Here is a 15,166-nt window from a genome sequence, read left to right as displayed (position 1 = left end):
TATTTTTAGTGAAATGTTAAATGTAAATCGTAAAATGTGTTTTAACATTTATTAATATTCGTTTTATTTATCTTTTTTAGAGATAAGTAAAACGAATATTTTTTTAATTATTAATTAAGAATCAAAATTTATGCTTTTATGAATCAGTCGATGTTAATTCTAATAATAGGTTTATTGTTTTTTGCTTTTAAATTAAAAGCTCAAAGTAATAAAAAAAATGAAGAAAGAAAGCTTACAGGTCAACAAATTGTATTAGAATTAGATAGACTTAATTTTTTCAATATAACTAATAATTTGGATTTAAAACAATCAAAAACTGAATTTGAAAAATCATACAATGACTTATATTTTTTTGAAGGTTTGATGAAAGATGATTTGAGTTTTACAGATAATAGATTTTATTTTATTGATTCTGAAACATTATTTGAAGGCGGAGGTTTAATTCAATATCTAGAAACGGTAAAAATTTCATTTAATAGACTTGGTTTAAAACTTTTTATTTCTGACGAATTAAATGTTCAGACAGAAAAACATTGGCTACATAAAATCAAATTAAACGGAAAAGAATACATAGCTTTTGATAATAATTTTGGAGAAAATGATTGGACTATTGCATATTTAAATTTTATCGAAATGCTAAATGATCAACTTAAATTGCAAAATAGTAATGAACAGTTTTATCCAATTAGTTCAGGAAATGATGGGAAGATTGTATTATTAACTAAAGAACAATTTGAATTTGTAAAAATGAATTATCCAAACAGTAATGATCATCCAAAAGAAATTATTGATTGGAAAAAAGGTCTTAATTATTAAATATTTTTTGAGTGATGAAACAACTAGATGATTTCTACTTAAACCAAGAAGAACCCATAAAAGGAACATTTTTGGCATTAAAAGATATTATCTTAAAACAAGACAAAAACATTACGCATGTTTTAAAATACGGAATGCCCTTTTTCTGTTATAAAGGAAAAATGTTCTGCTATTTATGGATTCATAAAAAACTGAAACAACCTTATATAGGAATTGTGGAAGGAAAACATTTTGAAGAAGCTTTTTTGATTCAGGAAAAACGTTCGAGAATGAAAATTATGATGTTTAATTCTGAGGAAGATTTACCATTAGAACAGATAGAATTGGTTATTCAGAAAGCAATAAATTTATACAAATCTGGAATTATTAAAGTTTAATTGTTTAAAATGCAGTATTTAACGTAATAGTTAAATAAATAATAAACTTGCCCCATTTTTGGCTTTCAAGGCTTGTAATCTTTGCTCAGCTGAGCGTAAAGCCGTAAATTTGCACATCATAAATATTTGATATTGATATGACAAAACTTAAAAATATAAAAGTTGTAGTAAGTGATCTTGATGGAACTTTACTCAACACTCAACACAAAATTTCAGATTATACTAAATCCATTTTTCAGGAACTTCACAATCAAGGTTATCTTTTAGTTGTTGCAACAGGCCGTCATCATCTTGATGCAATGGCTATTGTGGAAACGCTTGAGGTTCCCGTTTATTTAGTGAGTTCAAACGGAGCAAGAATTCATTCACCAAATAAAGAAGAACTTTTTGCATTTAATTTAAACAGTGATGTAGTAAAAGCAGCTTTAAATGTTGAAATCGATCCTGAAATCACGGTAGTTTTGTTTAAAGAAAATGTTTGGCAGACCAACAGAATAAGTGAAAAGCTGAATGCTTATCAGTCAGAATTAAATTACCGTCCGGAATTAGTAGATTATAAAACACTGGAAGATTTTGGCGCTATTAAAATATTCTTTTCATGCGATAACCATGAAAAATTAGTAAAACTAAAAGATGACGTTTTAGCCAATTCTTCAGAACATTTGCACCATGCATTCAGTTTACCAACTTGTTTGGAATTTATGGACAAGTCAATAGATAAAGCCGTTGCAATTGAACAAGTTTTGGAAAAAGAAGGTTTCACTTTAGCCGAAGCAGTTTCATTTGGAGACGGTTTTAATGATGTTCAAATGTTATCAGCATCAGGAAAAGGTTTAATCATGGGGAATGCACCCGCATTATTAAAAGAAACTTTGCCTGATTTAGAAGTTATTAAAACAAATGCCGAAGATGGTGTAGCAAAATATATCGCTTCAAAAATACTGGATAAAGAACTAGTCTAGAGTTTTTTGCCACGAATTCCGCGAATTTTTATTAGCAGAATCAATTCAATTGCTTCAACAAACAATTCGTGAAAATTTGTGTAATTCGTGGCAAACCAAACCCAATTAATAACATTTCTTATTTATCTTTTTCTTTGATGATGTAACTCTCTGAAATAATTTTAAATTTGCATTCATAAAAAACAACACAACAAGATAATGAGCAATACAATTACAACCACAAATTTTAATTTCCCGAATCAGAAATCAGTTTACCGCGGAAAAGTTAGAGAAGTTTATAACATCAACGACGATCTTTTAGTAATGGTAGCAACTGACAGACTTTCGGCATTTGATGTGGTTTTACCAAAAGGAATTCCGTACAAAGGACAAATTTTGAATCAAATTGCGACAAAATTTATGGAATTAACGCAGGATATTGTTCCGAATTGGTTAATTGCAACTCCAGATCCAAACGTTGCTGTTGGACATTTATGCGAGCCTTTTAAAGTAGAAATGGTAATTCGCGGATATCTTTCAGGACACGCAGCACGTGAATATGCAGCAGGAAGAAAACAAATCTGCGGCGTAGCTATGGCAGATGGCTTAAAAGAAAATGATAAATTCCCGGAACCAATTATTACACCAACTACAAAAGCAGATAACGGTTCGCATGATGAAGATATTTCTCGTGAAGATATTCTATCAAAAGGAATTGTTTCAGAAGAAGATTATTTAGTTTTAGAAAAATATACTCGTGCCTTATTTCAAAGAGGAACTGAAATTGCAGCTTCTCGCGGATTAATTTTGGTAGATACTAAATATGAATTCGGAAAAACAAAAGATGGAGTAATTGTTTTAATTGATGAAATCCATACTCCGGATTCTTCTCGTTATTTTTATGCTGAAGGATATGCTGAAAGACAAGAAAAAGGAGAGGAGCAAAAACAATTATCTAAAGAATTTGTGCGCCGCTGGTTAATTGAAAATGGTTTTCAAGGACAAGAAGGACAACAGATTCCAGATATGACAGATGCTTATATTGAATCTGTTTCTGAAAGATATATCGAATTGTACGAGAATATTTTAGGAGAAAAATTCGTGAAAGCAGATATTGATAATATTGACCAACGTATTGATAAAAACGTATTACAATACTTAGCTTCTAAATAGTAATTTTCGGGTTTAAACTAACTATTTAAACCATGAACTTTATAACAAATAAAAAAAATGCCTTGTTATCTATATGTATGATAACAGGGCATTTTCTTTTTGCGCAGATTGATAAAAATGCCACAAAAGAAACCAGGATTTTATACTATAATTTAAAAGCTATTTCAAAAGAACATATTCTGTTTGGCCATCAACACGCTTTAGAATATGGTCACGGATGGAGCAATGAACCCAATAAATCGGATGTTAAATTAGTTACCGGTTCACATCCTGCTGTTATTGGAATTGATTTCAGCGGTTTTTCAGGGCATTCAAAAGAAGAAATTGAAAAAACAAAAGCGGTTTTAAGAAAGAATGTTATTGATACTTACGAACGCGGCGGAATCACAACTGTTTCCTGGCATTTTAATAATCCGGTTTCCAAAGACGGATTTTACTGGAAAGATTCAGTTTCTGTAGCTGCAATGTCATTAATTAAAAAAGGAGGCTCGCATCACGAAGAATACAAGGAAATTTTAAAAACCATTGCCGATTTTGCTCATTCTGTAAAAGCAAAAGACGGAAAATTGGTCCCAATGATTTTCAGGCCTTTTCATGAATTTGACGGTGATTGGTTTTGGTGGGGAAAAAAATATACTTCCCGCGAAGATTTTATAGCAGTCTGGCAGTTTACCGTTTCGTATTTAAGAGATACTTTAAAAGTCCATAATTTTATTTATGCTTTTTCTCCAGATACCAGATTTAATTCTGAATCAGAATATTTAGAACGTTATCCCGGAGATGATCATGTCGATTTATTTGGAATGGACGATTACGGCGATTTTGGACGTGATGGAAAATATGATTTAGAAGTTGGTATCAAAAGACTCAAAATAATATCAGATACCGCTATTAAAAAGAATAAACTGGCGGCTTTTACTGAAACAGGCTTAGAATCAATCCCAAACGCCGCATGGTGGACAGAAACGCTGTTGAAATCTCTGCAAAAAGAAAAAATTGAACTCTGTTATATTTTAGTTTGGCGAAATGATGCCAAAAGTCCAACACATTATTACGCTCCATTTCCGGGACAAATAAGCGAACAGGACTTTATTAAATTCTATAACGATCCCTACACTTTATTTGAAAATGATTTGAAGAACATTTATAAGAGGAAATTTTAAATAATTTCCTCTTTTTTTTGATTTAACCCTAAAAACTATTTCGTTGTATTTTAGGATTTTTCTTATTTTATATACCTGCGGTTAAAGTTTTTTATTTTAGTGAGAAATCCATAAAATCTTGCTTAAAAATTTTGTTTTAATGAAAAAAATCTGCCTTTTTTAAGCATAATAATATTGTATAGTTAAAAACGTAAAGGATTGCTTTTAATTTTTCTTAAAAAATCTACTGTCTAAAATGAAAAAATATTTGAATTCGTGTAACATTTCTACATTTGTAGCGTCTTTTATATAGAATTTCAATTTTAGAAAGACAATATTTCGAATTCATTAATAAAACGTTAAGAATTAGTTAAAACAAAGTACTTGGTAATACAATGTACCGAAATTTAAATTACATTTGTCAAGAATTTAAAAGTAATTCATTATCAATCAAATATTTATCAATCAATTTAACAAACCCAATCATTATGAAAAATTCAGTTATTTATTTAGGATTAGCTTTAGTAACATTTGTAAATGTAGCAACAGCTTCTAACAACTCATCAATTGTTAAAAATCAAGTTGAAGTATCAGCTGTATACGGAGGAACACCTTTAGTAGTTGCAGTAAGTAAAGGAGATATCGATACAGTAAAGAAATTTATTGAATACGGTGCTGATGTAAATGAAAAAGCAGATGATATGTCTCCATTAATGACAGCTGCTCGTTATAACAGAGTAGAAATTATTAAAGTATTATTAGCTGCAGGAGCTCATGCATATGACAAAAATGAAAAAGGATATACAGCTTTAAAATATGCACAATTATCAAATGCAACAGAAGCTATTGCACTTTTAAAAGACGCAAAATAATAGTTTAAAAAAGTTTGAGTTAGTACAAACGGCCTTCTTTGAGCGGATGGCCGTTTTTTTATACCTTATTGTTTCGTTACATAATTTATATAAGTAAAAAAGCACCATTAATTTTAATGGTGCTTTTTCATTCTAAATCAAATTAACCTAACCAAAAATTAATTTTATTGTAAATGCTGCTACTCTATAGGAGCATGTTTTTTCTTGTTGAATATCCAGAATAAAATAGGGAATACTAATAACGTCAGGATTGTTGCTGTTACCAAACCTCCAATAATTACGATTGCAAGAGGTTTTTGAGATTCAGAACCAATTCCCGTAGAAATTGCTGCCGGCATTAAACCTATCGAAGCCATAAGTGCAGTCATAACTACGGCTCTTGTTCTCGCTTTTACTCCCATAAAAATGGATTCTTCAAGTGAGAATTTTGCCTTGAGATTATGATGAAATTCTGATATCAGGATAACACCATTCTGAATACAAATTCCCAGTAAAGCAATAAATCCAACTCCTGCTGAAATCCCGAAATTCATTCCGGTTAAGTGTAAAGCAATAATTCCTCCAATTACGGCAAATGGAACATTGGCTAAAACTAATAGTGAATCTTTGAAATTTCCAAACAAAATAAACAACAGCACAAATATTCCAATTAAACTGATTGGTACAACCTGAGCCAGACGCGCACTTGCACGAACCTGATTTTCAAATTCTCCAGTCCATCCTGTTGTATATCCCGGCGGCATTTTTACTTCTGCCACTTTAGATTGTGCTTCGGCAATGGTACTTCCTAAATCTCGGTCACGAACTGAGAATTTTACACCAATAAAACGTTTTGTATTATCTCTGTAAATAAAAGCCGGACCAGTTATCGTTTTAATATCGCAGATTTCTTTTAAAGGAATTTTTGCTCCGCTGATGGTTGGTACTTTTAACTCCGCCAAATCTTCTTCATCTTTACGATATTCTTTAGAAAAACGAACTCGAACATCAAATTTCTTTTCATCCTCATATTTTTGAGTAGCTGTTTTTCCTCCAAAAGCCAATTCTAAAACCGCCTGTGCATCGCTTAATGTTACGCCATAAGCAGCCATTTTTTCTCGATCCAGAATTACACTAATTTCAGGCTGACCAACATTTCTAAGAATCCCGACATCTTTAATACCAGGAATATTTTTAATTTTTTCTAAAACCTGATTCGACAATTCATCTAATTTATCTAAATCATCACCATAAATCTTAACCGCATTCGAAGCTTTGAAACCAGCTACAGACTCTGCAACGTTATCAATTACAGGCTGAGAATAATTATACGTAATTCCTTGGTGAACTTTCAGTTTGTTATCCATTTCATTAATCAAACCATCCATCGTGATTTTTCGCGTCCATTCTGATTTCGGCTTCAAATCAACCTGAAGCTGAATAAATCCAAATCCGTTAGGATCCGTTCCGTCATTACTTCTTCCGGTTTGCGAAAGCACATTTTTCACTTCAGGAAAACTTTCTAGATCTTTTCGAATCATTGCCGCGGTTTTCACACTTTCAGGCAATGAAGTACTCATTGGTAATTCAGCGGTTACCCATAAAGCTCCTTCATTTAACTGAGGTAAAAATTCTGTTCCTAAAAACGTAGCAGAGAAAAAAGTTGCAGCAATCACACTTAATGAAATCACTAAAGTTTTTACTTTATGCTTAAAGGTCCAGGCAAAACCTTTTGCCACATTTCTGTCCCAAAAGTTTACAAACGGATTGTTTTTTTCTTTTACGTTTTTATTCAATAAAATATGAGATAAAACCGGAACCAAAGTCAAAGTAAAAAGTAATGCTCCCATTAAGGCAAAACCTAATGTATAGGCCAGAGGAGAGAACATTTTTCCTTCTACTTTCTGGAATGAAAATATGGGCAGTAAAGCGGTAATAATAATAAGTTTAGAGAAAAAGATGGCTTTACCCATTTCTGTTCCCGTTTTCTTAATAATACTACCTTTTGCAATTTTATTATAAGCCGTCATTCCCAATTGATGCGCTCGATGATCGAGTACAACAAATAATCCTTCGACCATTACAACCGCACCATCAATAATAATCCCGAAATCGACCGCTCCTAAACTCAGTAAGTTGGCGCTCATTCCCATCATTTTCAAACATAAAAAGGCAAATAATAAAGAAAGCGGAATTACGATAGAAACCGTAAAAGTAGTTCTCCAGTCTGCCATGAAAAGAAACACAACGCATGTAACCAGAATAATACCTTCAAATAAATTGTGCATTACCGTTTCGGTAGTGAAATTCATTAAGTTGTCACGATCGTAAAAAGTTTCAATTTTAATATCCTTCGGAAGAACATTATCATTCAAATCCTTTATTTTATCTTTAATTAAGGCTAAAGTTTCCTGCGCATTTTCACCTTTACGCATTACAACAATCCCTTCAACGGCATCATCATTTTTGCCAATTCCGGTTTGCCCGACTCTTGGCATCGAGCTTTCATAAACAGAAGCTACATTTTTTACCAAAATTGGATTTCCGTGAGCATCATCTACAATAATGTTTTCAATATCCGATATTGATTTTAAAAGCCCAACACCACGAACCACAAAAGCCTGTCCATTTTTTTCGATAATATCACCACCAACATTTAAGTTTCCTGAATTTACAGCATTATAAACTTGAAGCGGTGTGATATTATATTTAGCTAATTTTACAGGATCAACACCTACTTCATAAGTTTTTGTTTGTCCTCCAAAAACGTTCAAATCAGCAACTCCGGGAACGGCACGTAATTGTTTGTCAATAACCCAGTTTTGGTAAGTCAACAACTCACGGCTGTCGCGGCTGTCACTTTTTACAATATACCTGAAAATTTCACCAGTTGGCCCGTACGGCGGCTGAACATCTGGTTCAACATCATCTGGAAGTGTCACATTTTTAAGTAAATTGTTTACCTGAAAACGAGCAAAAGTATCATCAACACCATCATCAAAAATAATTTTGATTACAGATAAACCAAACATCGTAATACTTCTAACGCTTGTTTTTTTCTGAACCGAGTTCATCGAGATTTCGATAGGAGTAGTAACAAAACGTTCTACTTCTTCGGCACTTTTACCATTCCATTGCGTAATGATGATAATTTGAGTATTCGTTACATCAGGAAAAGCGTCAATCGGCATATTTTTAAAGGATATGAATCCGGCAACTGCCAATATTCCAACCCAAAAAAAGGTAAATGCTTTATTCTTAAGTGAAAAAGCAATTATATTTCGTATGAATTTGTTCATGTCTTAATCGTTTAAAGCGCGATAAATAAATAATTGATTATTGGTAATGACTTTTTCATTTTCCTTTAAACCGCTTGAAATGTAAGTTGTGTCGCCAACAACTCTGTAAACTTCAACTTGTCTTGTTTCGATATTATGGCGATCTTTAAAAATCATGACGAAATTTTTACTTTTATCAAAAACAATCGCATTACTTGGAATTGCAATCATTGATTCATTTTCGTTATATGATAATTTGATATTGGCGTTCATATCTGGTTTTAATAAAAACCCCGGATTTTGAAGTTTAATGCGTGCCTGCATCGCTTTTGTTTCAGGATCAATTACATTGAAAATTTTATCCACTTTTCCTTTAAAAACTTTATCAGGATAACTTAAGGTTGTTACACTTGCATCAATTCCTAACTTAATTTTATTGATGTCAATTTCATTAATATTAGCCATCGCCCAAACTTCACTGATTTCAGCAATGTCAAAAATGTTTTCAGAACGATCAGAACGTAAAAGCATATCCTGATTGATGCTTTTTTGAATAATAAATCCGCTGATTGGCGCTGTAACTTCATAAATTGAACCCGCCTTAATATTATAGATTTTATAAGTTTCCTGAATTTTACTCAATTGAGACTGTGCTTTATTTACTTCGGCTTTTGCCTGTAATACATCACTTTCAGAATTTAATTTTCCGTCAAATAATTCCGTTGCCACTTTCAAGTTGTTTTTTGCAACCAGTAAATCACTTTTAGCATCGATAGACTGCTTTTCAAAATCAGCAATATCAGTACTTTTTATCGTTGCCAGAACTTGTCCTTTTTTTACATAATCTCCAAGTTCCACATTTACTTTAATCACGTTTCCGCCAACAAGCGGGTAAACATCAATTAGTTTATTATTATCGGCTGTAATTTTTCCGTAAAAACTCAATTCGTTTTTTACAGTTTGTTTTTCTGCAGTTGCTGTACTTGTAGTTTTTAGCATACTATCGCTCAAGGCGAAAGAAGTATTCGTTTGAGGATTTTCTACTTCCTTTTTACAGCTCGTAAGAGATAAGCTTACAATTGCAATTCCTATAATTAGTGTATGTTTCATTATTATTTAATTTTAAAATAAATCCTTGTTAATGGTAGTATTCAATTCTTCGCCTGATAGAGCCAGTTTTTTCTTCAATTCATTTAACTGAATATTAGCCTGATTATAACTTTCCATAAAATCAGTAAATTCTAATAAGCTGATATTTCGTTTTTGAAAATTGGTTAAGATTCCATTATAAACAGCTTCAAAATCTGAGTTTACCGTTGGTTTAATAACCGCATAGTTTTTACGGGATTCATCCCATTTATTCCATGCCGATGTAATTTCAGTTTCCAGTTGAAGTCCAAAATTTTGTTTTTCTACTTTAGATTGTTCCAAAACGACCTGAGCATTTTTAATATTTCCTTTGTTTTTGTTCCAAAGTGGAAGCGGAATTCCAAGAGAAACATTTGCCTCTCTATTAAAAGCACCGCTTCGTTGATCGTAATTTGCACCTAAAGTAATATCAGGAATCGAAAGTGATTTTTGCCATTTTACATTCAGTTCATTGGCTTCAATCTCTTTTTGTTTGGCTAAATAATCTGGACGATTGGCTATAGCATCATCTTCAAAAGATCTTAAATCAAACGGAATAATTTTTAAATATTTATTAAAATCATCTTTAGAGACATCTGGAATTATTGTTTCAGTTGAATTCAACAACAATTTTAAATTTGCCTGTTCTTCAATACTGTTATTCACAACTTCCATTCTTTCATTTTTAAAATTCAGATATAGAGATTGTAAACGAACAACATCACGCAAAGGAATATTTCCTTTTTGAGCCTGAATAGAGTAGGAGTTAATTAAATCTTCAATATGAACAAGCTGTTTATCTGTTATTTCAAGACTTTTTGTATTGTAATAAACCGTATAAAAACTCTGGCGTAACTGCAATTTTAATGTTCTAAGTAAATCATTAAACTGAAGTTCTGCTAATTGTTCATTAGTTTGTGCCAGTTTAACTTCATTGCGTTTTTTACCTCCTAAATAAATTAACTGCTCGATACCAAATACCTTTTGTCCTTCTTTCCCAATATCAAAGAATTTATCCCTTTCAGGATTGTAGGCATTTAATTCTGCAGTAATTGTTGGATTGTCCCATATTCGGGCTTGAATGGTCATTGCTTTTGCGGCATCGATATTATAATGAGATGCTAACAAAAAAAGATTATTTTTAAGAAACTGACTCTCACAATCCTGAAGTGTGATTGTTTTTTGAGCCATAACTACCTGATTAAGGAGTACAAGTAGTAATAATGCATATAGTTTTCTCATTGTATCTATTTTATTTTGTACAAATATGCTATCGCCAGACTTTAAGAGTGCTTAAAATCTACCTTAAAATTAGCTTAAAATAAAATATTAATGAAAGAATAATTGGAATAAATTTTCTTTACTATTTGGTATACTGTAAGTTATAGAAGATTTGTGCAACGTTAAAATACGGTTTACAATACGTAAACCAAGACCAAAACCAGATGTTCCTTTAGAATTTTTTCCGCGCATAAAAGGCTGAAAAAGATTTTTTTGTTCTGTTTCACTTAAAGTATTTCCAGTATTTAAAACTGAAATGACCAAATGATTTTCCTGAGTGCTTATTTTTACTAAAGCCTGTTTATTATCTGAGTAAACGCAGGCATTTTTTAAAACATTAATTAAAGCAATCTCCAAAAGGTTTTTATTACCTTTAACTTCTAATGCCGTATCTAAATTGTCGCTTTCTTCAATTTCAAATAAAATGACAAACTCAGGAAAACTTTTTTTTAAATTTTCAATTGCCGAGAATAGAATTTCATCCATTCTATGAACTTCATTGTTCTCATTATTTTTATTGTTATCAATTTTAGACAATATCAATAAAGAACTAATCAATTCCGTTAAATGATTAACATCAGATAAAATAGTAGTTAAGAAAGTTTTTCCCTTTGCAGAAGTAGCAGGATCAGCAACTGTATTTTCTATTTGTGCCGTAATTCTCGAAAGAGGCGTTCTAAGTTCATGCGAAGCGTGCGCCGTAAACTCTTTTTGTTTTTGATAAGAAACCTCAATGCGGTCCATCATGAAATTAAATTCATTGGCAATCAAATCAATTTCATCTTTATTATTTTTTGAAGCAATACGAGTATCAAGATTATTTTCGTTGATATTTTTTATTTTCTGATGAAATAAACTCAGCGGATTCATGGCTTTTTTAACCATAAATGAAGTTAAAACCCAGCAGATACAAGTAAATAAAATATAAGATATAATGAGAGTATATCTTAAAAAAAGTAGTTTTCTCTTTCCATAATCATCCGTAGCCGAAATTAAAGCATAAAAATCTTTATCCTTCGTATCGTAAAAAACACCATAAACCTCATAATCACCTTGCTGTTTAAAGAAAGTTTTATGTTTTTTAAGGTATTTTAAATCCTCAACAGACCAGTTTATTTTAGCATCATCAATACTGCTGTAAATAAGTTTAAAATGAGAATCAAAAACCAAAGTCTTTTCGTCATATAACTTATTGATTGAGTTTTGATCAATAATCTTCAAAAGCTGATCATCAACTTCTTTTACATTAACCAAAAGCTTAATGTTCGAAAGTGCTTTAATTTCTAAACGATCCCGAAATTCTTCTTTTCTAAAATTAGAATACAAAACAAAAATCACCGTAGAAGCCAACCCAAAAAGGATTGTAAATAGTAAGCTTACTAAAAGTGATATTCTGTTTTTTAAAGTCATTCTTCGTTACTTAAATAATACCCGTATCCAATTTTGGTGCGGATAAGTTTTATCTCGTGATCTTTATCAATTTTTTTTCGAAGGAAATTAATATAAACTTCAATTGTATTTTGATTTGTTTCGATATGATAATCCCAAAGTTTATCGGCAATAAATTGTTTAGACAAAACTTTTCCTTTGGCATGAGCCAAAATTAAAATCAATTTAAACTCTTTTGGAGTAAGCTTAATTTCTTCGCCAGAGCGAAAAACCTTCATTTCTTCTTCCAGAATTTCTAAATCTTCAATAATAATTTTCTTTTCTGTTTGCTGCGGGATTTCTTTTCTCCTTAATAAAGATAAAATTCGGGCGTACAATTCATCAAAATGAAAAGGCTTAACCAAATAATCATCGGCGCCATTATCAAAAGAAGCGAGTTTATCTTCAATTTCGCTAAAAGCCGTCAACATTATAATAGGAGTCTTTTTATCAACCTCTCTAATTCCTTTGCAAACATCAATGCCGTTTGTTCCGGGAACATTAATATCGAGAATGATTAAATCATACTCGTAAGGAAAATATTTTTTTAATAATAAAGAACCATCATAATAAGGTATACACTCGAATTCTTTAGTAGTAAAGAATGCGGAGATTTCTTTAGATAAAGTAAAATCGTCTTCGAGTAGTAAAATTTTCATGCTGTGTTTGTTTATAAATTCGGCTGTTAAAATAAACAGCCGAATTTATGTTTCTAAAAATATTATTGGAAATAAGAAAAACTCTGATTGTTTTCTATTTTCAAAAGCGATTCATAAATCAGCTGAATCACATTTTCTACATCTTCTTTGTGAACCATTTCAACCGTTGTATGCATATAACGCAACGGAAGAGAAATCAAAGCCGATGCCACACCGCCATTGCTGTAAGCAAAAGCATCAGTATCAGTTCCCGTTGCTCTCGATGTTGCATGACGCTGAAACGGAATCTTATTTTCTTCGGCAGTATCTACAATTAAATCACGAAGTTTATTTTGAATAGCTGGAGAATAAGCAATAACAGGACCTTTACCCATTTTCAAATCACCTTCAACTTTTTTATCAATCATTGGAGTAGTGGTATCGTGACAAACATCAGTCACAATCGCAACGTTTGGTTTAATCGTATGCGCAATCATTTCGGCACCACGAAGACCAATTTCTTCCTGAACCGAGTTTACAATATATAATCCAAAAGGAAGTTTCTTTTTATTTTCATGTAATAAACGAGCAACTTCAGCAATCATAAAACCACCCATTCTGTTATCAATTGCGCGGCATACAAATTTGTTTTCATTCAAAATCATAAATTCATCAGGATAAGTAATCACACATCCTACATGAACACCCATTGCTTCAACCTGCTCTTTAGTTTCACAGCCCAAATCAATAAAAATATTGCTTAGTTTCGGAATCTCCTCTTTATCTCGCAAACGAGTATGAATCGCCGGCCATCCAAAAACACCCTTTACAATTCCTTTTTTAGTATGAATATTAACCCTTTTCGAAGGAGCAATTTGATGATCTGAGCCCCCATTTCTTATTACATATAATAAACCATCATCCGTAATATAATTTACATACCACGAAATTTCATCAGCATGCCCTTCAATTACAACCTTAAAAGGAGCATCCGGATTAATAACTCCCACAGCTGTACCATATGTATCAGTAATAAAAGTATCAACATAAGGTTTCAAATAATTCATCCACAATTTTTGCCCTTCACTTTCGTAACCAGTCGGCGAAGCGTTATTTAGATAGCTTTCCAGGAAAGCAACAGAAGTATCATTTAAGATAGATTTTGTACTCATAAAAATATTTTTGCGCTAATTTATAAATTTGGTATTAGAGTTGTGTATAAATATATAATTTTACATTTAAATTAAGACTCCATGAGATTTACCTACAGTATTTTGTTTTTATTATTGATTGCATTTACAAGTCAAGCCCAAGTTACTCCAAAAGAAAATCAGGAAATGGGCTATATATTAACCGAACAAGATTCGATTTTGAATGATACCATTCAGCTGCCCGAGATCATTATCTCAAAAGGAGAGAGAATGAGTGCCGAAGAAATGAAGCAGTTTCAGATTCTGCAAAACAGAGTCTATAAAGTGTATCCTTATGCAAGATTGGCTGCAGATAGATTAACAGCACTAAATAACGGAATGGCGCGATTGAAAACCAATCGTGAAAAAAAGAAGTATTTTAAGATCGTAGAAGACTACCTTAATAATGAATTCGAAGACAGACTTAAAAAGCTTTCCAGAAAACAAGGGCAGATTCTTGTAAAATTGGTGTATCGCCAAACCGGTAAAACAACTTATGAGTTAATCAAAAACCTAAAAAGTGGTTTCAAAGCCTTCGTTTCAAATACAACAGCCAATTTATTCGACATAAGTTTAAAAACCGAATACAAACCTTACGATGTAAACGAAGACTATTTAATAGAAACAATTCTTGTACGCGGTTTCGAATCTGGGCGTCTATTAAATCAAACCCCAGCCAATCCCGTAAATTATAATAACCTTATGGAACATTGGGAAACCAAAGCCAAGGAGCTCAACAAAAAATAACATACATATATATAAGAGTGTAGATTTCATTCTCATAACCCGACAGATTTTAGAAACCTGTCGGGTTTATTTTTTATACATATATATGTATAGAATAAATTAAAGATCCAATTCTCCGTAGAAACGCACAGCAGTGTGTCTACGTCACGTATAAAGAAAATTTAATTCATGATACT

General features: G+C 31.8%; 13 protein-coding genes. 7 read left to right on the top strand and 6 right to left on the bottom strand.

Annotated features, from left to right (window positions below; all coding sequences use genetic code 11):
- Nucleotides 1–150 precede the first annotated feature (150 nt).
- From J2Y38_RS24385 to J2Y38_RS24360, 6 genes are all read left to right on the top strand, one after another.
- Nucleotides 151–816, top strand: a complete 666-nt coding sequence (locus tag J2Y38_RS24385; protein WP_309847926.1) for a hypothetical protein — start codon at nt 151–153, stop codon at nt 814–816.
- Nucleotides 817–830: 14 nt separating this feature from the next.
- The gene (locus J2Y38_RS24380; protein ID WP_309847982.1) at nt 831–1,193 is read left to right on the top strand and encodes a DUF1801 domain-containing protein; all 363 of its coding nucleotides are present in this window, start codon (nt 831–833) and stop codon (nt 1,191–1,193) included.
- A gap of 137 nt (nt 1,194–1,330) precedes the next feature.
- Nucleotides 1,331–2,155, top strand: a complete 825-nt coding sequence (locus tag J2Y38_RS24375; protein WP_180860604.1) for a Cof-type HAD-IIB family hydrolase — start codon at nt 1,331–1,333, stop codon at nt 2,153–2,155.
- A 198-nt stretch (nt 2,156–2,353) separates the two neighbouring features.
- Nucleotides 2,354–3,307: a phosphoribosylaminoimidazolesuccinocarboxamide synthase gene (locus J2Y38_RS24370; RefSeq protein WP_309847922.1), complete on the top strand. Its 954-nt coding sequence runs from the start codon at nt 2,354–2,356 to the stop codon at nt 3,305–3,307.
- A 32-nt stretch (nt 3,308–3,339) separates the two neighbouring features.
- On the top strand, nt 3,340–4,470 hold the full coding sequence (locus J2Y38_RS24365) for a glycosyl hydrolase (RefSeq protein ID WP_309847921.1): 1,131 nt from the start codon (nt 3,340–3,342) through the stop codon (nt 4,468–4,470).
- 467 nt (nt 4,471–4,937) lie between these two features.
- The gene (locus J2Y38_RS24360) at nt 4,938–5,321 is read left to right on the top strand and encodes an ankyrin repeat domain-containing protein (protein WP_309847919.1); all 384 of its coding nucleotides are present in this window, start codon (nt 4,938–4,940) and stop codon (nt 5,319–5,321) included.
- A gap of 179 nt (nt 5,322–5,500) precedes the next feature.
- On the opposite strand, the gene J2Y38_RS24355 is transcribed toward J2Y38_RS24360, so the two are convergent.
- The 6 genes from J2Y38_RS24355 to J2Y38_RS24330 form a co-directional block, all read right to left on the bottom strand.
- Nucleotides 5,501–8,599 carry a CusA/CzcA family heavy metal efflux RND transporter gene (locus J2Y38_RS24355; protein ID WP_309847917.1) on the bottom strand — a complete coding sequence of 1,033 codons (3,099 nt, stop codon included), beginning with the start codon at nt 8,597–8,599 and terminating at the stop codon, nt 5,501–5,503.
- Nucleotides 8,600–8,602: 3 nt separating this feature from the next.
- Nucleotides 8,603–9,688, bottom strand: coding sequence for an efflux RND transporter periplasmic adaptor subunit (locus tag J2Y38_RS24350; protein WP_073487946.1), 1,086 nt, complete (start codon nt 9,686–9,688; stop codon nt 8,603–8,605).
- 12 nt (nt 9,689–9,700) lie between these two features.
- Nucleotides 9,701–10,948, bottom strand: coding sequence for a TolC family protein (locus tag J2Y38_RS24345; protein ID WP_309847913.1), 1,248 nt, complete (start codon nt 10,946–10,948; stop codon nt 9,701–9,703).
- 87 nt (nt 10,949–11,035) lie between these two features.
- Entirely contained in the window at nt 11,036–12,397 is a 1,362-nt protein-coding gene (locus J2Y38_RS24340) for a HAMP domain-containing sensor histidine kinase (RefSeq protein ID WP_309847911.1), read from the bottom strand.
- Nucleotides 12,394–13,074 (bottom strand): response regulator transcription factor, encoded by a 681-nt coding sequence (locus tag J2Y38_RS24335; protein WP_309847908.1) that lies wholly within the window; start codon nt 13,072–13,074, stop codon nt 12,394–12,396. Before J2Y38_RS24335 ends, J2Y38_RS24340 begins: the two co-directional genes overlap by 4 nt.
- A 62-nt stretch (nt 13,075–13,136) precedes the next feature.
- Nucleotides 13,137–14,225, bottom strand: coding sequence for a M42 family metallopeptidase (locus J2Y38_RS24330; RefSeq protein WP_309847906.1), 1,089 nt, complete (start codon nt 14,223–14,225; stop codon nt 13,137–13,139).
- 81 nt (nt 14,226–14,306) lie between these two features.
- On the opposite strand from J2Y38_RS24330, the gene J2Y38_RS24325 reads away from it, so the two are divergent.
- On the top strand, nt 14,307–14,990 hold the full coding sequence (locus tag J2Y38_RS24325) for a DUF4294 domain-containing protein (protein WP_309847904.1): 684 nt from the start codon (nt 14,307–14,309) through the stop codon (nt 14,988–14,990).
- The last annotated feature ends 176 nt before the right edge of the window (nt 14,991–15,166 follow it).

This window comes from Flavobacterium sp. 2755 (assembly GCF_031455715.1).
Taxonomy (GTDB): domain Bacteria; phylum Bacteroidota; class Bacteroidia; order Flavobacteriales; family Flavobacteriaceae; genus Flavobacterium.
The sequence above is the reverse complement of the archived record's forward strand: the minus strand, read 5'-3'. Positions and strand labels throughout refer to the sequence as shown.